At 72.0% G+C, this 21,478-nt stretch carries 17 protein-coding genes; 7 read left to right on the forward strand and 10 right to left on the reverse strand.

What is annotated here, in order from left to right:
• The coding region (locus tag D7X96_RS41610; protein WP_147468462.1) for a tetratricopeptide repeat protein at positions 1-1,655 on the forward strand (1,655 nt) is incomplete at its 5' end.
• Positions 1,656-1,658: 3 nt separating this feature from the next.
• Here the strand turns inward: D7X96_RS41610 and D7X96_RS33925 are convergent.
• From D7X96_RS33925 to D7X96_RS33950, 6 genes are all read right to left on the reverse strand, one after another.
• Positions 1,659-3,071: an L-serine ammonia-lyase gene (locus D7X96_RS33925; RefSeq protein WP_121771614.1), complete on the reverse strand. Its 1,413-nt coding sequence runs from the start codon at positions 3,069-3,071 to the stop codon at positions 1,659-1,661.
• Between the two features lie 75 nt (positions 3,072-3,146).
• Positions 3,147-5,765: a heavy metal translocating P-type ATPase gene (locus tag D7X96_RS33930; protein ID WP_121771615.1), complete on the reverse strand. Its 2,619-nt coding sequence runs from the start codon at positions 5,763-5,765 to the stop codon at positions 3,147-3,149.
• A gap of 22 nt (positions 5,766-5,787) precedes the next feature.
• Positions 5,788-6,768: a vWA domain-containing protein gene (locus D7X96_RS33935; protein ID WP_120550179.1), complete on the reverse strand. Its 981-nt coding sequence runs from the start codon at positions 6,766-6,768 to the stop codon at positions 5,788-5,790.
• Positions 6,768-7,700: a vWA domain-containing protein gene (locus D7X96_RS33940; protein WP_120550178.1), complete on the reverse strand. Its 933-nt coding sequence runs from the start codon at positions 7,698-7,700 to the stop codon at positions 6,768-6,770. The genes D7X96_RS33935 and D7X96_RS33940 overlap by 1 nt, the downstream gene beginning before the upstream one ends.
• 67 nt (positions 7,701-7,767) lie before the next feature.
• On the reverse strand, positions 7,768-9,099 hold the full coding sequence (locus D7X96_RS33945) for a hypothetical protein (RefSeq protein ID WP_244219820.1): 1,332 nt from the start codon (positions 9,097-9,099) through the stop codon (positions 7,768-7,770).
• A gap of 37 nt (positions 9,100-9,136) precedes the next feature.
• Positions 9,137-9,490 carry a VOC family protein gene (locus tag D7X96_RS33950; protein WP_233610283.1) on the reverse strand — a complete coding sequence of 118 codons (354 nt, stop codon included), beginning with the start codon at positions 9,488-9,490 and terminating at the stop codon, positions 9,137-9,139.
• A gap of 129 nt (positions 9,491-9,619) precedes the next feature.
• Here D7X96_RS33950 and D7X96_RS33955 point away from each other — a divergent pair, with 129 nt between their 5' ends.
• From D7X96_RS33955 to rpiA, 4 genes are all read left to right on the forward strand, one after another.
• Entirely contained in the window at positions 9,620-10,237 is a 618-nt protein-coding gene (locus tag D7X96_RS33955) for a LemA family protein (protein ID WP_121725448.1), read from the forward strand.
• A complete protein-coding gene (locus tag D7X96_RS33960) occupies positions 10,231-11,340 on the forward strand; it encodes a TPM domain-containing protein (protein ID WP_121771616.1) in 1,110 nt (369 codons plus the stop codon). Before D7X96_RS33955 ends, D7X96_RS33960 begins: the two co-directional genes overlap by 7 nt.
• Positions 11,341-11,504: 164 nt before the next feature.
• Positions 11,505-12,659, forward strand: a complete 1,155-nt coding sequence (locus D7X96_RS33965) for an AI-2E family transporter (RefSeq protein WP_244219821.1) — start codon at positions 11,505-11,507, stop codon at positions 12,657-12,659.
• Between the two features lie 26 nt (positions 12,660-12,685).
• Positions 12,686-13,393: a ribose-5-phosphate isomerase RpiA gene (gene rpiA / locus D7X96_RS33970; protein ID WP_121771617.1), complete on the forward strand. Its 708-nt coding sequence runs from the start codon at positions 12,686-12,688 to the stop codon at positions 13,391-13,393.
• Here the strand turns inward: rpiA and D7X96_RS33975 are convergent.
• On the reverse strand, positions 13,368-13,958 hold the full coding sequence (locus D7X96_RS33975; RefSeq protein WP_120550172.1) for a nucleotidyltransferase family protein: 591 nt from the start codon (positions 13,956-13,958) through the stop codon (positions 13,368-13,370). The two genes, rpiA and D7X96_RS33975, sit on opposite strands and share 26 nt — an antisense overlap.
• Entirely contained in the window at positions 13,955-15,067 is a 1,113-nt protein-coding gene (locus tag D7X96_RS33980; RefSeq protein ID WP_121771618.1) for an XdhC family protein, read from the reverse strand. The genes D7X96_RS33975 and D7X96_RS33980 overlap by 4 nt, the downstream gene beginning before the upstream one ends.
• A gap of 289 nt (positions 15,068-15,356) precedes the next feature.
• On the opposite strand from D7X96_RS33980, the gene D7X96_RS33985 reads away from it, so the two are divergent.
• Positions 15,357-16,628 (forward strand): endonuclease/exonuclease/phosphatase family protein, encoded by a 1,272-nt coding sequence (locus D7X96_RS33985; protein WP_121771619.1) that lies wholly within the window; start codon positions 15,357-15,359, stop codon positions 16,626-16,628.
• A gap of 15 nt (positions 16,629-16,643) precedes the next feature.
• Here D7X96_RS33985 and D7X96_RS33990 read toward each other — a convergent pair whose 3' ends face one another.
• A complete protein-coding gene (locus D7X96_RS33990) occupies positions 16,644-19,649 on the reverse strand; it encodes a non-ribosomal peptide synthetase (protein ID WP_121771620.1) in 3,006 nt (1,001 codons plus the stop codon).
• 391 nt (positions 19,650-20,040) lie between these two features.
• Between D7X96_RS33990 and D7X96_RS33995 the strand changes: the two genes are divergently transcribed.
• Complete coding sequence (locus tag D7X96_RS33995) at positions 20,041-20,463, forward strand: hypothetical protein (RefSeq protein WP_120550168.1); 423 nt, start codon at positions 20,041-20,043, stop codon at positions 20,461-20,463.
• Here D7X96_RS33995 and D7X96_RS34000 read toward each other — a convergent pair whose 3' ends face one another.
• The gene (locus D7X96_RS34000) at positions 20,464-21,438 is read right to left on the reverse strand and encodes an NADPH:quinone oxidoreductase family protein (RefSeq protein WP_120550167.1); all 975 of its coding nucleotides are present in this window, start codon (positions 21,436-21,438) and stop codon (positions 20,464-20,466) included.
• Between the last annotated feature and the right edge of the window lie 40 nt (positions 21,439-21,478).

A 21,478-nucleotide genomic window follows, 5' to 3' on the forward strand; every position in this document is an offset into this window, starting at 1 on the left:
GGGTGGCGGGTGGGGTGGCGTGGTCGCGCTCGCACGTGTGCGACGGGGCCGCGGACCTGGTGGCGCAGCGCTGGGGGCCGGACGCGCGCGCGAAGGTGACACAGGCGTTCCTCGCGACGAAGAGCCCGGTGGCGCAGGACATGGCGCGCCGGGTGGGCGACGTGCTGGACGGCTACGGCGCGGAGTGGGCGAAGCAGCACACGTCCGCGTGCGAGGACACGCGCGTGCGCGAGGTGCAGACCGAGGCCCTGTTGTCCCAGCGCTTCGTGTGCCTGGAGCGGCGGCGCAAGGACCTGGGCGCGCTGGTGGACACGCTCCAGACGGCGGACGTGGCGCTGGTGGACAAGTCGCTGGACGCGGCCTGGGCGCTGCCCGCGCCGGGTGACTGCGCGGATGTGGAAGCGCTGACGGAGCTGCAGCCCCTGCCGGCGGACCCCGCGAAGCGCGCGGAGCTGGACGCGCTGGAGACGACGCTGGCGGAGGTGAAGGCGCGCGTGGACCTGAGCCGGATGCCCAAGGCGCTGGAATTGGCCAAGGGGGCCGAGGCGCGCGTGATGGCCACGGGCTATCTGCCGTTGATGGCGGAGCTGAGATTCCACCTGGGCTGGGCGCAGGCGGTGCTGGGTGACAAGGCCGCGGGCGGCGCGGTGCTGGAGCAGGCCGTCTACGACGCGGAGGCGGGACGCGCGGACCGGCTGGCCGTGTCGGTGATGAACAAGCTGCTCTACGTGGACGGAGAGCAGGAGCAGTTCGCGCTCGCGCAGCGCTGGGGCCGGCTGGGCGAGGCGACGCTCAAGCGCGTGGGCGGCGACGCGGTGCTGGAGAGCGACCTGAAGGTGAACGCGGCCAACCTCGCGCTGATGCAGGAGCGGCCGGACGAAGCGCTGAAGCTGCTGGAGCAGGCGTCGGGGCTCCTGGCGAAGGCGCTGCCGGAGGGGCACCCGAAGCGGGCGCGGGTGGCGTTCACGCTGGGGCGCACGCTCCTGGAGACGGGCAAGAGCGCGCAGGCGGTGACGGTGCTGAAGGACGCGCTCGCCCAGACGGAGAAGGCGATGGGGCCCGTGCACCTGGACACGGCGCGCCGGCACCAGGCGCTGTCCATGGCGCTGCGCGACCAGCGGGACTTCGCCGGGGCGCTGGAGCACGCGCGCGTGTCGGTGTCGCTGCACCGCACGCTCTTGGGCAACCAGAACGTGAAGCTGGCGGAGGCGCTGGACGAGGAGGGGATGAGCCTCCTCGCGCTCAAGCGCTACGAGGACGCGCTGAAGGACTACGAAGAGGCGCTGAAGGTGAAGCAGGACAAGCTCGGGCCGGACGACGAGCGGGTCTACTACTCGCTGGACGGCGTGGGGCAGGCGCAGCTGGGCCTGGGCCGCACGCGCGACGCGATTGCCACGCTGAAGCAGGCGCTGGCCTTCAAGGACGTGCAGGAGGACTCGCTGGCGGAGTCCGGCTTCGCGCTGGCTCGGGCGCTGTGGACCGAGCGCGAGGAGTCGGAGGCGCGCGACGCGGCGTCACAGGCGCTGGAGCGCTTCAGGTCCGCGGGGCGCACCGCGCAGTCGAAGGAGGTGGAGGCGTGGCTCGCCGCCCGTCCCGCGCCCATGGCGAAGGCGGTGCCGGCGTCCGCCGGGCGCGGTGGCAAGCGCAGGCGGTAGGCCTCAGCACTCCGGCAGGCCGACGCTGAGGTTCGCGACCTCCAGGACGTTGACCGCGAGGCCGCCGCGCGCGGTCTCCTTGTACTTGTCCTTCATGTCGCGGCCGGTGTCGCGCATCGTCTTGATGACCTTGTCCAGGCTGACGAAGTGCTTCCCGTCGCCGGACAGCGCCATGCGCACGGCGTTGATGGCCTTCACGGAGGCCATCGCGTTGCGCTCGATGCAGGGCACCTGCACCAGCCCGCCAATCGGGTCGCAGGTGAGCCCCAGGTTGTGCTCCATGGCGATCTCCGCCGCGTTCTCCACCTGCAACGGCGTGCCGCCCAGCACCTCCGCCAGCGCACCCGCCGCCATCGAGCACGCGCTGCCCACCTCGCCCTGGCAGCCCACCTCCGCGCCGCTGATGGACGCGTTCTCCTTGTAGAGCGCGCCAATGGCCCCCGCCGTGAGGAGGAAGCGCACCACGCCGTCCGCGTTCGCACCCGGCACGAAGCGCCAGTAGTAGTGCAGCACCGCCGGGATGATGCCCGCCGCGCCGTTGGTGGGCGCCGTGACGACGCGCCCGCCCGCCGCGTTCTCCTCGTTCACCGCGAGCGCGTACAGGTTCACCCAGTCCAGCACCGTCAGCGGGTTGGTGAGCCCCGCCTCCGGCCGGCTGATGAGCCGCTGGTACATCGCCGCCGCGCGCCGCTCCACCTTCAGCCCGCCGGGCAGGATGCCGGACGTGGTGCACCCGCGCGTCACGCACGCCTGCATCACCTCCCAGATGCGCAACAGCCGCGAGCGGATCTCCTCCTCGCTCCGCGAGGTCAACTCGTTGCGCATCATCACCGAGCTGATGGGCTGCCGCTCCCGCTCGCAGTGGTCCAGGAGCTCCGCCGCGGACTTGAAGGGCAGCGGCACGGTCGCGGTCTCCGCGCGCAGCGGATCCGCGCCCTTCGTCGCGTGCTCGTCCACCACGAACCCGCCGCCCACCGAGTAGTAGATGCGGCAGGCCAGCGACTCCCCGCCCTCACCGAAGGCGGTGAAGCGCATGCCGTTGGGGTGGTAGGGCAGCACCTTGCGCTTGTGCATCACCAGGTGCTCGCCGTCCCGGAAGGGGAGCACCAGCCGCTGGAGCAGCGACACGCGCCCCTCCGCGCGCCAGTGCGCGACGATGGACGGCACCAGCTCCACGTCCACGTCCTCGGGCGTGTCGCCGCGCAGGCCCAGCAGCACCGCCTTGTCGCTGCCGTGCCCCTTGCCTGTCGCGCCCAGCGAACCGAACAGCTCCACCTTGAGCCGCGTCACGCGCTCCAGGAGCCCCGCGTCCGACAGCCCCACCACGAAGGTGCGGGCCGCGCGCATGGGCCCCACCGTGTGCGAGCTGGAGGGTCCAATTCCAATCTTGAAGAGGTCGAAGACGCTGACGGGCATGGCTTTTCCCACCATGCCACGTCCAACACGCGCCGCCTGTCACACCCCGCTCACGACGCGCTGCATGCATCCACTTCAAGTCATGCAGCCCGGAAGACAACACGTCGCGCATGCCCCCGCTCCTCCGGGCGTGGCGGGCGCCTTCGGCCGGAAGGCGAGCAGGCGAAGGCCGTTGAAGACGACCAGGAGCGTGCTGCCCTCGTGGAGCACCACGGCCTGGCTGATGCGCGTGAGGCCCAGCACGGCGGCCACGACGAGCACCGCGCTCACGCCCAGCGCGATGACCAGGTTCTGCTTCATCACGGCCGTGGCGCGCTTGGACAGCTCCAGCGCGAAGGGCAGCTTCGCCAGGTCATCGCTCATCAGCACCACGTCCGCCGTCTCCAGCGCCGCGTCGCTGCCGGCGCCGCCCATGGCCACGCCGACCGCCGCCGCGGCGAGCGCGGGCGCGTCGTTGACGCCGTCGCCCACCATGGCCACCGGGTGCGTGCGGCCCAGCTCCTTCACCGCCGTCACCTTGTCCACGGGCATCAGCGGCGCCTTCGCCTCATCCAGGCCCACCTGCCGCGCGATGGACTGGGCCACGAGCGCGTTGTCGCCGGACAGCATCACCGTGCGCTCGATGCCGCCCGCCTTCAGCGCCTGCACCACCTGACGGGCGCCGCCGCGCAGCGTGTCCGCCACGCCCAGCACGCCCAGGTAGCGGCCCGCGCGGCGCACCACCATCGTCGTCTGGCCCGCCGCCTCCAGCCGGGCCACCTCGGCGGTGACCTCCGGAGGGAGGACTTCACCGGCGAAGAGGGCCGTGCTGCCCACCTCCACCGCGTCGTCGCCCACCTTCGCGCGGATGCCCTGGCCGTGGATGGCCTCCAGGTCGCGGCCCTCGGGCACGGCGACGCGCGCCTCGGCGGCGCCGTCCACCACGGCCTTGGCCAGCGGGTGCGCGGACAGCGCCTCCACGCCCGCCGCGGTGCCCAGCAGCTCCTCGCGCGTCGCGCCCGGCGCGGCCCACGTGGTGAGCAGCCGGGGGCGGCCCACGGTGAGCGTGCCCGTCTTGTCGAAGGCGATGGCGCGGATGCCGCTCAACAGCTCCAGGTAGATGCCGCCCTTGATCAGCACGCCCCCGCGCGCGGCCGACGCCACCGCGGAGAGCACGGCGGAGGGCGTGGAGATGGCGAGCGCGCAAGGCGACGCGGCCACCAGCAGCCCCACCGCGCGCAGCACCGCTTCCTTCAAGGGGGTGCCCAGGAGCAGCAGCACCACGGGGAACACGATGGCTGACGCCATCACCAGCGGCGCCACGGTGCGCTCCAGGCGCTGGGCGAAGCGCTGCCGCTTGCCCTTCTGCGCCTCCGCCTGCGCCACCATGTCCACCACGCGCGCCAGCACGGACTCCGACGACAGGCGCGTGACCTCCACCTCCAGCGCCGCCTCGCAGTTGATGGTGCCGGAGAACACCTCGTCGCCCGGCTTGCGCGCCACCGGCATGGACTCGCCGGTGATGGCCGCCTGGTCCAGGGAGCTCTTGCCCTCGCGGATGACGCCGTCCAGCGGGACGCGGTCGCCCGGGCGCACGACGATGCGCTCGCCGCGCTTCACGTCCGCCACCGGCACCTCGACGACCTCCGAGCCCCGGCGCACGCGCGCCACCTCCGGACGCAGCTGGCCCAGCGCTTCAATGGAGCGGCGCGCCTTCTCCATGGCCCGGTGCTCCAGCGCGTGGCCCGCGCTGAAGAGGAAGAGCAGGAACGCGCCCTCGAACCACGCGCCGAGCACCGCCGCGCCCAGCGCCGCCACCACCATCATCGTCTCGATGTCGATGCGAAGCTGCGCGATGGACTGCACCGAGCCGCGAATGGCGAAGAAGCCGCCGCTCGCCATGGACAGCGCCCAGAGCACCGTGGCCACCAGGGGCGGCGCCAGCGCGAAGTGGTCCACCACGAAGCCCGCCGCCAGCAGCACGCCGGAGGCCACCACCAGCGGCAGCTCCAGCAGCGGCGCCAGACCGCCCCCGTGCGCGTGGTGCGAACAGGCGTGGCCCGCCATGGGCACTTCCAGCCCATACCCGAGCGCCTTCACCCGGGCCTCCACGTCCGCGAGCTTCAGCTCCGCCTTGTCGTACTCGACGACCAGGCGCTCGCTGGCGTACGCGACGCTGGCCGTGAGCACGCCCTTCATCTTGGAGACCGCGTGCTCGATGACCTGGGCCGCGTCCGCGGAGTCCATCCCGCGCACGAACCAGGTGTGTTGCAGGTAGCGCGCGGCCACCTGCTCTCCCGTCTTCCGCGCGAGCTTCAGCAGCTGGGCGACGGGGACCTGCGCCGGGTCGTAGTGGATGCACACCTCCGCGTGCCCTGCGTCGCGGCGCAGGTGCACGTCGAGGATGCCGTGCTGCGACTCCAGGGCCGTCTCCAGCCGCTCGAAGCGGCCCTGGTCGTCCGTCTCTCCCGGCAGCGTGCCCTCCAGGTCCAGCTGGAGCGCCGAGCCGCCCCCTTCCGCCGGACGGTGCGCCGGCGGACGGATGACGCGCTGGGAGTGGGCATGCCCATGGTGGTCATGCCCGTGGTCGTGGCCATGGGAGCAGGAAGGGCCGTGGACGTGGCGCTGCACGGCGTTGCCGGCGGTTTCCACCTCCTTGAGGCCCTTGATGTTCAACGTGCCGAACCGCGAACCGCTCTTCTTCTGCTCCGACATGGCTTTGGCTCTTCCTGTCGCCCTAGTGGCGGTGTCCGCGGCGTGAGTGCGAGGGGGCGGCGGCCGGAGGCGGCGTGGCCTGGGGCTTCTCGTCCTCGTCCTCGTCGTGGTGGTCCTCGTCCTCGTGCTCCTCGGGGACGGGCTGGTCGAAGCGCTGGCCGGCGACCTCCAACGTGAAGCGCTTGCACGTGGGGGGAATCTCGAACTCCAGCACCGCGGGCAGGCGGCCCTCGTAGACCTTCAGCACCTTGCCCTGCTCGTCATAGACGGTGCCGCCGGCGGCGACGGTCATCGTCTCGTCCACCAGCACGGCCACGAGCTCCGCCATCTCCTCCATGCGGTCCGCGTGGCGGTGGCACCAGAGGTGTCCCACGCCCGGATAGGTCGTATGGGAGATCTCCTCCATCTGTTCTTCATCCACGTGCTCACCCACGCCCATGAAGACGAAGTTGATGCGCGGCAGGCGGCCGGAGGCGATCTCCTTGGCCACCTGCGTGGCGTAGGCCGTCACGTCATGGGCGTCGTTGATCTGCGAGTCCGTGATGATGACCGCCAGGCCCCGCTTGGCGCCTTCGCCCACCTGCTGCTTGATGTGCGCCACGAAGTCGCGCAGCACCGGCAGCATCACCGTGGCCTTGCCGTAGGACCTGGGGCCGGGGAAGCGGTAGCCCTTGGCCTGCGGGCCGGTGAGGTCGCCCACCATCTCCAGCTGGGTGCCGTCGCCGCAGGCCCAGTAGGTGACGCGCACCTTGCCGTCCCGGTCCTTGTTGGCCAGGTACTCCAGCATCCACTGCATCTGCGGCTCGACCTGGTTCTTCACCGGGGCGAGCTTCGCCAGGATGCCGCGCGGCCCGTACGCGTTCTCCATGCTCGCGGAGCCGTCCATGTAGAGGGCCACGTCCAGGCCCTCCACGGTGGGGTCGTGCAAGAGCGTCGCGACGACCTTGTTGCCCATCCGGTGGACGTCGGAGAAGGGGCGGTTGATGACTTCGTGGCCGGCCATCAGTGGTGGTCCTCGTCCTCGTCGTGGTCTTCGTCAGGGAGCGGCTGCGTGTAGCGCTGGCCGTTCACCTCCAGCGTGAAGCTCTTGGCCTCTTCCGGCACCTCGAACTCCAGCACCGCGGGCAGGCGGCCCTCGTACGTCTTCAGCACCTTGCCCTTGTCGTCGTAGATGGTGCCGCCGGCGGCGACCGTCATGGTCTCGTCCACCAGCACGGCGACCAGCTCCGCCACCTGGGTGATCTCCTTCGCGATGCGGTGGCACCAGAGGTGGCCCACGCCCGGGTACTCCGCGTGGGCGATGTGCTCCAGCTGCTCCTCGTCGATGTCGTCGCCCACGCCCACCAGCACGAAGTTGATGCGCGGCAGGCGGCCGGAGGCGATCTTCCTGGCCACCTCCTCGGAGAACTTCTCCACCGCTTCGGCGTCATGGAGGCGGCCGTCGGTGACGATGATGGCGCAGCCGCGCTTGGCGCCCACCTTCACCTGCTCCTCCAGGTACTTCACGTAGTCGCGCAGCGCGGGCTCCAGGTACGTGTAGCCGCCCAGCTGCTTCGCGCCGGGGAACTTGTACTGCTTCACGTCGGTGCCCTTGAGCTCACCCACGGCCTCCACCTGGCGGCCGTTGGTGCCACAGGCCCAGTAGGCCACGCGGAGCAGACCGTTGCGGTCCTTGGTGGCCAGGTACTCCAGCATCCACCGGACCTGCGGCTCCACGTCGTTGGAGGGCTCCTTCATCGGAGCGCCGCGCAGCCACTCCAGGAAGGAGCGCTGCTGCGTCTTGTAGGCGTACTCCTCGCGCATGCTGCCGGAAGCGTCCATGTAGATGGCCATGTCCAGGCCTTCCACCGTGGGGTCGTGCAGCAGCACCGCGCGCACGTGGTCCCCTTCGCGGTGCAGGTCCGAAAACGGCTCGATCGGCTTCTCGTGTCCCATGGTCTGCCTTTCTGGAGGGTGAAAACGCTATCGCCCGGTGTGCGAGCACCGCAAACGGAGCGGGGGTTCAGTCATCGAAGTCGCTCATCCAGTCCGGCTTCTTGCCGGGCGGGGCGGGCGCCTTCTCCTGCTGCCTGGTGGCCGGACGGGCGGGCGCGGCCGGAGCCGGAGCGAAGTCCGCCTGCCACGAGGCCGGGGATGCGGGCTTCGCGGGAGGCGGGCGGGGCGCGGGCTTCGGCTGCAGCTGCGTGAGCCGGGGCTTCGCGCCGCCCGGCTTGCCGCGCGAGTCGATGAAGTCCTGCATCCATTCGCTGGAGCGCACCGGCGGCGTGGGCATGCGCGGCGGGATGACCGCGGGCGGCGGTGCGGGCACGCGGGGGAGGTGCGTGCGCGCCACCGGCGTGCCCGCGAGCACGTGGTCGCGCAGCGTGCGCTCCGTCTCCGTGGGCCAGCCTGGAAGCCAGGGCAGCACGCGGCGCGCGAGCTCCAGGAACTCCGGCGGCGGCGCTTCGCGGGGCACGCGCACGGCTTCGTCCTGGAACCACCCGGCGACCTTGCCCACCAGTCCGCCCTTCGTGGGGCGAGGCGTGGCGACGTCGCCCTTCACCTCGTAGCCGCGCAGCTCCAGGTCCGCGATGGCCATGGCGCGGCTCGGGACGGGCAGCTCCAGCACCGCGAGCTCCTTGGGCCCCTGGTGCGTGCGGGCGTCCTCCTGGAGCTGGCTGAGCACCGCGTGCAGCACGCTGGCGACCTGCATGCCATTGGCCGCGTGGTGGGCCTGCAACTCCGCGGGCACGGCGGGGTAGGTGAGGACGAGCCCGCGTCCCTGCGCGAGCTGATCCGCGCGGTCGCCCGGCAACAGCGCATGGTACGCGCGGGGCACGTCGCGGCTCTCCGCGTCCTTCACGTAGTGGAAGGCGTCCGGCGCGCCGTGCGCGAAGCCCGCGAGCACGTCGCCGCGCGTGACGGTCAGCTGCCCGTTCACGCGCGTGACGGCGTTGCCGGGCCACGGACCGGTGAGGGTGCCGTAGAGATAGACGGGGTCGTTGAAGCCGTCCGCGTCGGCGGGGTGCTCCACCACCTCCGGGGAGAAGAAGAACAGCTCCGCCGCGGCCAGGCGGCGCGGAGGCTTGCCGGAGGCGACCTCGTGGTGCGCGAGCTGCGCCTGCACGGACGCGGGCAGCCGCGCGCGCTCACTGCCGGGGATGAGCTGGAGCTGGCCCACGACGTCGGTGCAGACGAACCACTCGGCTTCGCCCAGGTACGCGGGCTCCAGCCGGAAGGCGTCCAGCACGTGGACGACCTCCGAGGCATCGCACGGCACGGGTTCAACCGGGCTGGCGGCGTGGGGAACGAAGTAGCGGGGTGGGCTCACGGAGGCCGTGACAGGCTGGCGCAAGCCGCTGGGGCAATCAAGTGTCGGGGCGGCGTGCGCGTCAGGCCGGCTCGATGAAGTTGAGCCGGTAGCCGTCCGGGTCCGTCACGACGATTTCACGGGTGTACCAGGGCTGCTCCGTGGGGCCCTCCACGTGCGCGCCCAGCGCGGCCGCCTTCGCCGCCACCGCGTCCACGCCGTCCGAGCCCGCGCGGAAGCCCACCAGCACGCCCATGCCCTTTCGTCCCTCCAGCTTCAGGCTTGAAGGAGGGCTCACGAGGTACACGTCCGACTCGCCGCCCCACTGGAGGCGGAGGATGGGAGGTTCCGACGCGATGCGTTCGAAGCCGAGGCCCTCATAGAAGCGCACGGAGGCCTGGGCATCCGTCACCAGCAGCTTCACGAACGACCGCATTGTCTGGGGCTTGTCCATGGGCGCGGCAGTCTGCCCGGCGCGACGGCGGCGCGCCACGCACGTGAGGGGCAATATCGGGCGCGGGACGGAAATGACGTATTGTCGGGCTGAAGCGCGAAGGGGGACGTCATGGGAGACGTGACACGGACGCGGCAGTCGCCTGGCTCCGTCGCCTACGACGACGTCAACGAGCTCATCGCCACCGCCACGCGGCTGATGCAGAAGGACGCCGCGCCGGACACGCTCACCCCGGAGGACCTGCGGCGCATCGGCGAGGAGCTGGACATCCCCGCGCGCTACGTGGACCAGGCGCTGGAGGCGCTGGCCCGCCGCCGCGAGGACGAGGCCCGGGCTCGCGAACGGCGGTCGCTCCTGCTCCGCGCCAGGCTTCGGCGGGGAGCCTTGGCGGGCGTGGTGCTCGTGGGCGTGCTGGCCGTGCCGGGGCTCATCGTGCGCAACGGCCTCACCACCCGGCTGGCGGAGGTGGCGCAGAAGCGGGCCCAGGTGCGCAACGTGGTGGAGCGCCGAGAAGCCCTGCACGCGCGGTTGGAGCAGCTCACGCCCGGCCTGAACCGCGACGCGGAGGTGGCGGGCGCGGACAACCGCGTGGCGGTGGAGCGGCGCCGCTACGACGAACGCGCCGCGGAGTACAACGCCTCCGCGGCTTCTTTCCCCACGAGCTGGGTGGTGCGCCTGAGCGGCCTGCCCCCGGTGCTTCCGCTGTCCCCGGAGGTGTCCTCATGGTGAAGAGCCTCCTCCTGACGCTGTTGCTGCTGCCCGCGCTGGTCCTGGCCGGCGTGCCGTCCATCACGCGGCCGGTGACGGATCCGTCCGGGATGTTGACCGCGCCGGAGACGGAATCTGTCTCCCGGGCCCTGGTGGACCTGCGCGCCGCGAAGCAGGTGCAGATGGCGGTGCTGCTGGTGGAGACCACGGACGGTCAGCCCATCGAGGACTACGCGGAGGCGGTCTTCCGGCAGTGGAAGGGCGGTGAGGCGGGCAGGGACAACGGCGTGCTGCTGGTCATCGCACGCGGTGACCGGCGCTCGCGGCTGGAGGTCGGCTACGGCCTGGAGTCTTCGCTGACGGATGGCGAGGCGACGGCCCTGCTGCATGCGCAGGGCCCGCTCTTGCGCGAGGGCCGGCTCGAGTCCGCGCTGCTCGCCATCATCGCGGGGGTGCGTGTGCAGGTGTCCACCGATGCGCTTCCGGGGCCCGGTGCCAGGGCGTCATCCTGGACGCCGTTCGAGTCGGGCCTGTTCCTCATGGCCCTGGCCATGACGGCCTGCGTGGTGGCGCGGCTGCTGCTCCAGCTCCAGGGGGCAGGCCTTGGGGACACGAAGAACTCCGTGGTGGCGGCGCTGATGGTGGCGCTGCCTCCCGCCGCTTTCGTCTCCATCGGATGGTCCGGCCCCCGGCCGCCGGTGCTCATCCTCGGCGTGTATGGCGTGCTGCTGGGCCTGTTCTTCTGGGGGTGGTCCCTGCTTCAGCGGAAGCGGATCGTCCGGGGCCTGTTGCTGATCATCCTCCCCTTGTGGTTCGCGCTGGTTGGCCAGGTCTTGTCACCCGAGCCCATTCGCAATCTTTCGGAATTCCTCAACTTGAGCATCATGGGCTTGTTCTGCTCGATGTTCGCCGCGTTCCCATTCCTGTTCGTGGGGCTGCCGCTCTACATGCGCTCCAGGCTCCGGAGTCAAAAGGGCTGGGGCTTCGTCGTCTCGGTAGGCGGCTCCTCGTCGTCCTCTTCCTACAGCAGTGATTCGTCCAGCTCGTCGTCCTCGTCGTCCTCGTCGGACTGGAGCGGCGGGGGCGGATCCTCGGGCGGAGGCGGTGGCAGCGACTCCTGGTAGACGCGGTTCTTTTCACGACCGCCTCCCTGGCCGCCTGCCCTCCGGCCGGCCTCCGTCTTCACGCCGGGTCAACCCGGACTGGCATGAGGGGGCCCGTCGCCTGCCTGCAAGGTGCTCCCTACCTTGGGAGCATGAAGGGTTCGCGCAGGGGACTTCCGGTCTACGTGCCTCCCCGGACGGTCTGGTCGGTGGGCGCCCAGGTGGTGCTGCTCGTGCTGCTGGGCACGGCGATGCAGAGCCTGGGGCCCGTGCTCACGCTGCTGGCGGCGGCGCTGCTCCTGGGACTGGCGGCGGAGCCCGTCGTGCGGCGCTTGCAGTCATGGGGCCTGCGCCGGGGACTGGGCGTGGCGCTCATCGCGCTGACGCTCCTGGGTGTCATCGGCCTGCTCATCCTCACGCTGGTGCCGCTGCTCGTGGAGCAGCTCCAGCACCTGGTGGAGGCGGCGCCGGGCTTCTTCGCGGAGCTGACCCAGGCTCCCTGGGTGCGGAAGCTGGATGAGCACTTCGGCGTGCTCTCGCATCCGCAGGACGCGTTCAACATGGAGCCGGGCATCCTGGCGAAGCCGCTCATCACCGTGCTGTCGTCCACGGTGGAGCTGCTGGGCGCGGGCATCACGGTGCTGGCGCTGGCCGTGTTCGGCCTGCTCTTCGGGCACGACCTCTACGCGAGCATCCTGGGCTGGGTGCGTCCGCGCAGCCGTCCCCGCGTGCGCCGCGTGGTGGGCCGCATGCGCGAGGCGGTGGGCAACTATCTCGTCGGCACGCTGCTCATCGTCAGCGTGGGCGGTGCCTTCACGGCGGGCATGTCGCTGGCGCTGGGCGTGCCGTACTTCCTGCCGCTCGGCCTGGTGGCGATGATCCTGGGGCTCATCCCGTACATCGGCAGCGTCATCACCGCGCTGCTGGTGGCCGTCACCACGCTGGCGTCGGTGGGCTCGAAGCGGGCGCTGCTCGCGCTGGCGCTGTTCATGGTCTACCAGCAGTTCGAGGCCCACCTGCTCAGCCCCCTGGTGCAGCGGCGCGCCATCAAGATGAACCCGCTGCTCATCTCCCTGGTGGCGCTGGTGGGCGGAACCGTGGCGGGGCTGCTGGGCGTCATCCTCGCGGTGCCGGCGGCGGCGGCGGGGCAGGTGCTGCTCACGGAGGTGCAGCGCGAGCGGCGCAAGGCGTGGAAGCGCGAACGGCGCCAGACGTTGGCATTGTCCTCCGGTCTGGGGAACGCGGACGAGGCACTGTTGGCGGGTCCACTCGGGCCGCCGCGAGGTGAAGCGCGGCGTGCGCCCCCGGTTGACTCCGGGCATCCTGGGGCGCCGCACTGAGCCGTTTGCTTTCCGCGAGCCCCACGATGACTTCCGATGAGAATGTTTCGGCGACCTTCAAGCGCGCGGCGGCGGAGCGCGCGGTGGACTTCATCCAGCCGGGCATGGTGGTGGGGCTGGGCACGGGCAGCACGGCCGCGTACGCGGTGAAGCGGCTGGGCGCGCTGCTCTCCGCCGGGACGTTGAAGGACGTGGTGGGCATCCCCACGTCGCGCGCGACCGAGGCCCTGGCCACGTCGCTGGGGGTGCCGCTCACCACGCTGGACGTGCATCCGGTGGTGGACCTCACCATCGACGGCGCGGACGAGGTGGCGCCGGACCTGTCGCTCATCAAGGGCGGCGGCGGGGCGCTGCTGCGCGAGAAGGTGGTGGCGCAGGCCAGCCGCCGGGAGATCATCATCGTGGACGCGCCCAAGCTGTCACCCCGGCTGGGCTCGAAGTGGCCGGTGCCGGTGGAGGTGCTGCCCTTCGGCTGGCGCTCGCAGGCGCTGTTCCTGGAGTCGCTGGGCGCGCGCGTGGTGGTGCGGCTCGCGCTGGACGGAGCGCCGTACCACACGGATCAGGGCAACGTGTTGCTGGACTGTGACTTCGGGCCCATCAGCGACCCCTCGGGGCTGGCCGCGAAGCTGGATGCTCGGGCCGGGGTGATGGAGCACGGCCTGTTCCTGAACCTGACCACCGACCTGCTGGTGGCCGGACCGGAAGGCATCACCCATCGCGTCCGGGGCGCGTGAGGCGCAGGACGTCCTCGGCGGTGTCCACGTCCTCCTCGCCGCCGGGCAGTGGAACCTCCACGACGCGCGAAGGGTCACGGGCGATGAGCCCGCGTGCACCGCCCGTGGGCTCAAGCGCCGCCAGCTCAGGGAAGAGGGCGCGGGAGAAGAGGGCGGGGACGCCCCGCGTGCCCGCGTACGCGGACGCGACGATGGGCGCGTGCGTGCGCTCGAAGGTGGCGATGAGCGAGCGCAGGTGGTCCGTGTCCACGCGCAGCTGGTCGCAGAGCATCAGGAGCGCGCCGTCCACGTCCGGCGGAAGCACCCGCAGGCCGGCGTGCAGCGAGGAGCCCTGACCCAGCGCCCAGCCCGGATTGTCCACGCACCGCACGGCGAGCCCCCGCAGCTCCGCGCCCACCTCGTCACGCTTCGCACCGAGCACGACGGTCACCACGGGGCTCGCGGCCAGGGCCCGCTCCGCCGCGCGCCGCACCAGCGACGTGCCCTCGTGGCGCAACAGCTGCTTGGGCTGTCCCAGCCGCGAAGAACCGCCAGCGGCGAGCAGCACGATGGCGACGGTCGTCACGCGGACCTGCGCTCCGGCGCGGTGGCCTCTCCGTGGATGGGCGCCTGCCGCTCGCGCAGCCGTCCTCCGTCGCGTCCGGCCAGCACCGCCTGCACCTCCGCGATGATGGACAGGGCAATCTCGTCCGCGCCCTCCGCGCCCAGGTCCAACCCCATGGGCGCGTGCAGCTTCTCCAGCTGCGCGGCGGTGGGCGGATGCGCCAGCTCCCTCAGGATGCGCTCCGTGCGGGAGCGCGGCCCGAGCACGCCCAGGTAGCGCACCGGCAGCGGCACCAGCCGCGCCAGCAGCTCGCGGTCCTGCGGCAGGCTGTGCGTCATCACCAGCACCACGCTGCGCTCGGACAGCGGGACCTTCTCCAGCACCTCGCTGGCCCGCGACGCGACGTGCGCCTGGGCGCGCGGGAACCGGCGGCGCAGCAGGTCCACGGGCCGGTCCGCCACCATCGTCAGGTGCCAGCCCAACCCCTGCGCGCGCGACACCACGGGGGCCACGTCGAAGCCGCTGCCGAACACCACCACCGGCGGCGCCGGCTCCACCACCTCCACCAGCACCTCCGCGCCCCCGCATGCGCCGCTCCACGGCACGCCGCGCACCAGCGCCTCCGTGGCCGCCGCGCGCACCGGCTCCAGCAGCGCGCCCGTGAGGTTCCCCGCCGACACGCCGTCCGCGCGCAGCATCAGCCGCGCGCCCACGGACTCCGAGGGGCCCCGGTACACGGTGGCCACCACCGCGCGCAGCGACTGCTTGCGCGCCTCGTCCGCGAAGGCGAGCGCGTCACCCGGGCCGGGCTCCCAGCGCTCCAGCAGGATGTCCACCACGCCGTTGCACCCGAGCGCGAACGACAGCCCGCCCTCGTCCTCCGCGTTGTCGCCGGTGGTGTCGTAGCGCAGCACGCGCGGCCCGCCCGACGTCCAGAAGAAGGCCTTGCGCACCAGGTCTCCCTCCAGACACCCGCCGCTCACCCCACCGGCCAGCCACCCGTCCGCGCCCATCAGCATGCGCGCGCCCGGGCGCCGGTACGACGAGCCGGACACCGCCACCACCGTCGCCAGCACCACCGGACCGGAGGCGCGCCCGCACGCCTTCAGCAGGTCATCGAGTTCCTTCATCGCCCACCCATCTAACCACCCACGTGCCGAGCCCGGGCCGATTCCACTCAAGCCCGGTGTGCACCGTCCGACGTCCGCTTCCTGTCCCGCGCACGCAGGGCAGCCATCCAGCCGGCCGCCCGGCCTCTGCATGACGCTGGCGGACAAGGCCTACCGCCACGAACTTGAGCGGAGGACTTTTAGATGGAGGCCCGGTGGAATCCACAGCGCGACGGCGTGATGCCCGACATCGCTTCCCCTCTGCTTACGGCACCCCGCGGGCCTGTCGCCCCAGCAAGGGGAGGGCGGCATGAAGATGCCCGAAGTGCTGGAGCACCTGCCCGCGGTTGGACACCTGCTCGGACGCAAGCCGGGCGGGCAGGAGGACATCTTGCCGAAGCGTGACCCCACCCTGACCCTGCCGGACTTCCAGTCCGTGCCGCTGCCCACCAGCGAGCGCCGGCTGGGAGACGGCCGGACCTTCATCGTGCACCACCCCTCGCCGCGCGCGCCCCGGGGACCGGGCCTCACGGTGATGAGCTACAACATCCTCATGGGCGGCGAGCGCCAGGAGGCGCTGCTGGAGTACTTCACCCAGCTGGAGGCCCAGGACCGCATGCCGGACGTCATCGGCCTGCAGGAGGCGGGCGTGCCCATGTCGGTGCTGCTCGCGTCCCGCTTCGGCTTCCACCTGGCGTACCAGGGCAGCGACGGCGACGACGGCACGCGGCTGATCAACGGCAAGGCGTGGCTCAGCCGCCACCCCATCGTGGACGCCGCGCACTTCACCTACGTCCTCACCGACGCCGAGCGCAATGACGCCATCGCGCGCCAGGGCTACGCGGGCGAGCTGGTGGAGGACCGGGGCGTGCTCTGGCTCAAGCTCCAGGTGGAGGGGCGCCCCATCTATCTCTACAACCTGCACCACGCGCTGGGCGACTCGGCCATCAACGCCCTCAACCTGCGCCAGCTCAACGCGCTCCTGCGCCGCCGCGAGGGCGTCCCCGCCGTCGTGCTGGGCGACTTCAACGCCAACACCGCCATCAAGCGCGGCGGCTCCTGGCTGGTGGCGCACCTGCTGCACCCGAAGCAGGACAACGACACGGACACCATCGAGGAGTTCCGCCAGCGCTACGGCGACGACATGCACAACGTCACCGTGGGCGACCGGGGCGTGGGCAACATCGCGGATCCGCGCCTGCGCCATGAGCTGCACACGCTGGAGCAGGACCTGCCGGAGACGGTGTGCCACGCGACGACGGTGCGCGTGCGGCTGGCGGACCACTCGCTGACGACGCCGCACCACGCGCGCCAGGAGCTGAGCTCCGGGCAGATTCCCAAGCACAGCCCCGCGTGGTGGCGCCTGCAGGACATCGCGGACTGCGCCACGCTCACCTCGCACCCGGACAGCCACGGCGTGGTGCACGCCACGGGCAAGCGCTTCGACAACTTCTACGCGACGCGCTCCCTGGCCCCCGTCCTCTTCGAGGTGGACCGCTCCACGGAGTCCTCGGACCACCAGCCGGTGGTGGCCCACTACCGCTTCGTCGACGGACAGCCCAAGGCCCCGCCGCACCACTGACGTCCCCCGCCACCGCTACGCGGCGAGGGCCGAGTGGCGGTGGCGCGCGAAGAGGTCCTTCACGTAGCGGCCCAGCAGGGCCGCGTCGATGTCCGGGCACTGGAGGTCCGTGCCCGCCAGCGCGGCGCGCGTGTGGTCCGTGCGCACGCGCGGCGTGCGGTGGTGCAGCTCCAGCACCGTGCGGGTGCCGTGGTAGACCTTCTCCCGCAGGAACGCGACCAGCGGGAAGAGGGCGTTGTCCGGCCCCACCCGGCCCAGCTCCCGCAGCCACACCGCCGGCGCCACCCGGCGCACCGGGTGCCCGTGCACGCCCAGCAGGTCGAAGAGGGCGTTGTGGGAGGGCTCCTGCTCGCGCTCCGGCGCCAGGTTGTAGTTGCCGCCCGGCGCCTGCGTGAGCACCAGGTGCGCGGTGGCGTTGGCCACGTAGTCCACCGGCACCGGCAGCCAGTACTTGTCCGGCAGGTCCGGCGAAAGGCCCAGCTGCGCGTTGCCCACCAGCAGCCGGCACAGCATGTCGTCCGCGTTGCCAATACCCGTGCGGCTGTGGCCCTGGATGAAGCCCGGCCGGTAGATGCTGACCGGCAGGCCGCCCTGGCGCGCGTCCGCGACAAGGCGCTCCGCGACCCACTTGGCCCGCGTGTAGCCGTTCTCGTAGACCATCAGGTCCAACGAGCGCTCCAGCGCGAAGTCCTCGGACACCTCCTCCACGCCCAGCAGCGTGCCCACCGCGCCGTGGACGCTGAGCGAGGACACGTGGTGCAGGGGCTTGGCGCGGCCGTGCGCGCAGAAGGCCAGCACCTGCTGCGTGCCGGCGACGTTGGGCCGGCCCGCATCCGCGTACGGCAGGATGTAGCTGATGCTCGCGGCCGAGTGCACCACCGCGTCGCACTGGAGCGCCAGGGCGTCATACACGGTGGCCTCCAGCCCCAGCCGCGTCCGGGTGATGTCGCCCGCCACCGCCTGGATGCGCCCGTCGCCCCAGGGCAGGTGCACGCCGTACTTGCGCGCGGTGGCGCGAAGCCGGGCGCCGGCCTCCGCGTCGTCTCGGGCCCGCACCAGGCAGTGGATGCGCTCCACGCGCGGCGCCAGCGCGGCCAGCAGGTGGATGCCCAGGAAGCCCGTGGCCCCCGTGAGCAGCAGCGTGCGCGGCGGCTGCTTCACCCCGGAAGGCAACGTCAGCGGGGGCAGCCCCGCGGACCGGGCGTCGGTGAGCAGCGTGGCGCGCACGCTCTGGGGGCCGCCTTCCGCCGGGGCCGCGCCGGCCTCGCAGAAGGGCAGGAGCAGCTGCGGCGTGGGGTGCGAGTACACGCGGCGCGACGGCAGCGGCACGCCGAAGTCCTCCTCCACCTGGGCCAGCACGTGCGCCACGCCCAGCGAGTCACCGCCCGCCTGGAAGAAGTGCGTGTTCGCCGTGACGGTGCCCGGCGCCGCGCGCAGGCCCCGCTCGAAGGCACGGCACAGCTTTTCAATGGGTGTGGCGGGAGTCGCGGGCGTGCTGGGGGCGGTGGACTTCGTGGCCCCCATCCAGTCCGCGGGGGGAGGCAGGGCCTGCCGGTCCACCTTGCCCAGGTGGGGCATGAGCGGCAGGCGCGGCAGTTCCACGGAGCGGTGCGGCACCATGTAGTCCGGCAGCACCACGCCCAGGTGCGCGCGCAGCGCATCCAGCGACACCGCGTGGCCCTCCTGCACGCTGTGGTAGGCCACCAGCAGGCCCGTCGTCTGCCCTTGAGCGTCCGTGTGCTCGAAGACCGTCACCGCCGCCTGCGCCACGCCGGGGTACGCGTACAGCGCCTGCTCGATGGCCTCCAGTTCGATGCGGAAGCCGCGCAGCTTCACCTGCTGATCCATCCGGCCCAGGAACACGAGCGCCCCGTCCGCGCGGACGAAGGCCTCGTCGCCGGTGCGGTACCACCGGGCGCCCCGGGCGTCCGTGGGGAAGCGCTCCCGGGTGCGCTCGGGCTGGTTGCGGTAGCCCTCCGCCACGCCCTCGCCGCCAATCCACACCTCGCCCGTCGCGCCCTGTGCGGCGTCCTGGCCGTCCGGCCCCACCACGCGCACGCGCACGCCCGGCAGCGCCTGCCCGATGGGCACGGGCGACTCGCCGCCCTGTACCTGGTACGCGGTCGCGCAGACCGTGCCCTCCGTGGGGCCGTAGGCGTTGAAGACGCGGCGGCCGGACGCGTGCCACCGCTCCGCGAGCGGCGCCGGGCAGCGCTCGCCCGCCATCACCACGCAGGCCACGTCCGGCAGCGTGTCCACGTGCGGCCCCAGCTGCCCCAGCACGGACGGGGGCAGGCACAGGTGCGTCACGCGCTGCTGGCGCAGGTGGTCCGCCATGCGCCGGCCGGGCAGCAGGTCCTCGCGCGTGCCCTGCACCACGGTGCCGCCCGCGAACAGCGTGGGGAACACCTCCCACACCGACGCGTCGAAGTTGATGCTGGCGAACTGGAGGTGCCGCGTGTCCGGCCCCAGGCCCAACAGCGGCGCCACGCCGTGCACCAGGTTCGACAGGCCCCGGAACGTGCACACCACGCCCTTGGGCTCACCGGTGCTGCCGGAGGTGTAGATGAGGTAGGCGGGCCGGTCCGGCGGCGCGTCGATGACGTCCGTGGGGGTTTCGTCACCCGGTGAATCCATCCCCGCCGTCTCCGCCTCCAGGAAGGGCAGGGGAGAGCCCAGCCACGTCTCCAGCAGCCCCACGGAGACGCGGTGCATGCGCTGGGTGACGACGCCGCGCAGGCCCGCGTCGCGCAGGATGCGCAACAGCCGCTCGTCGGGGAGGAACGGATCCAACGGCACGTAGGCCGCGCCCGCCATCCAGATGCCCAGGATGGCCGGGATGACCTCCGGCCCGGGCACCACCATCAGGCCCACGCGGTCTCCCGGCCCCACGTTCCATTCGTCCTTCAGCCGCCGCGCCACCCGCGCCGCCCTGCGCAGCAGCTCCGGCTGCTTCAACACCGTGGATCCGAAAGCGATCTGCGCGGTGGGGGGAAGACGCAGCGTGGGCGGGGGGGCCATGGTGCATTCCTTGGATGTGGTGACCGGGCGCGTGGGGGGCGCGCGTTTGAAAAGTCTAAAGACTGTCAGCGCTCGCGCAATACGTAGGAACCGCGCGATGAAACATCTCGACTCTTGGTTGCGACACGCCCCATCGGGTCATCCAGGCCCCCGTCTCTCCCGGAGGACGCCCGTACACGGTGTGTGCCATTCCTGTCTGGATATATCTTTGGAGCCATGCGGGCGCGCGCTGTCACACGAGGATGGCGATGTCTGTCTTTTTCCCGTGGAGGTGTGCCGCGTTTCGCGCGTGGACCCGTGGCAGGTGGGTGCGGCCTGATCCGTCGGGGTGGGGCCGTACCCCCTGCCGCGCTGGATGATTCACGTGGGCTGGGCTGTAGTGAAGGACCGGATGCCTTCGCTACGACACGCCTTCCTGCTCAACGCCGTGCGCGAGCTTGGCCGCTCGGTGCCGGACATCGTCCGTACGCGGGCCTCCTGGGATGCGTGCCTGGAGCGGATCCGCGAGGCGTGCACCACCACGCTGGGCATGGAGTACGACACCCTGGCCCGCTTCGACGCGCGCTCCGTCGTCGGTCTCTTCGCCCACCCGGAGCAGGCGCGCATCCTCGCCCGGCTGGTGGATGAGCGGGCCCGCCTGTGCGAGGCCCACGGCCGCTACGAGGATGCGCTGGCGGACAGCGTGTACGCGGGGGAACTCCTCATGCACTCGCGAGTCCGCTTCGGCCTGCCCCGGGACGCCCGCGCCGCGGACGTCCTGGAGCGCGAGGCGGGGACCGCCGCCCCGCTCCCGCTGCCCCCTTCCGGGGACTGATCAGCCCGCCTTCACCTTCAGGACGACCTTGCCCACGGCCTGGCGCGACTCCAGCTCGCGCAGCGCCTGAGCGCCTTCCTCAAAGGAGAAGACGCGGCCCACCAGCGGCTGGACGATGCCCTTCGCCGCGAGCGCCTCCAGGTCCTTCGCGATGGTGTCCGTCAGCCCCGGCTCCTGCATGAGGAAGGCGCCCCACGCCACGCCCACCACGGAGACGTTGCGCAGGAGCAGCCGGTTCACCGCCACGGACGGAATCTGGCCGCTGGTGAAGCCCACCACCAGGAGCCGCCCCTCCGGCGCCAGCACCTTGAGGCTCTTGTCGAAGACGTCCCCGCCCACGGGGTCCACCACCACGTCCACGCCCCGGCCGTCCGTGGCCTCGCGCACCCCGGCGGGGAAGTCCTTCAAGAGGAGGACGCCGTCCGCGCCCGCGCGCTTCGCCACCTCCGCCTTGCGCTCGTCGCCCACCACCGCCAGCACGCGCGCCCCGGCGCCCTTCGCCACCTGCACGGCCGCGGTGCCCACGCCGCCCGCCGCGCCATGCACCAGCACCGTCTCCCCCGCGCGCAGCCCCCCACGCCGGTGCAGCGCGAAGTGCGCCGTGTGGTAGTTCATCACCACGCCCGCGGCCTGCTCGAAGCTCCACTCCCTGGGGATGGGGAAGGCCAGCTCCGGCGCCACCACGCAGGCCTCCGCGAAGCCGCCCAGCGTGAAGGAGAAGCCCATCACCCGGTCCCCGGGCTTCACCCGCGCCCCCGCTGGCGCGGCGCGCACCACGCCCGCCACCTCCACCCCGGGCACGAAGGGCACCTCCGGCTTCATCTGGTACTGGCCGTGGGTGAGCAGCAGATCCGGAAAGCTCACCCCGGCCGCCACCACATCAATGAGGACGCCGTCTCCGGCCTGCGGCTCCGGGACGTCCACCATCTGAAGACCCTCGGGCCCCGTCAGCCGCTGAAGCTGCAATGCGCGCATGTGTGTGTCGCCTCCCTTCGGCCGGGACGCTAGCCCGCCC

It is taken from the genome of Corallococcus interemptor, from assembly GCF_003668875.1.
In the GTDB taxonomy this organism is placed as follows: Bacteria; Myxococcota; Myxococcia; order Myxococcales; family Myxococcaceae; genus Corallococcus; species Corallococcus interemptor.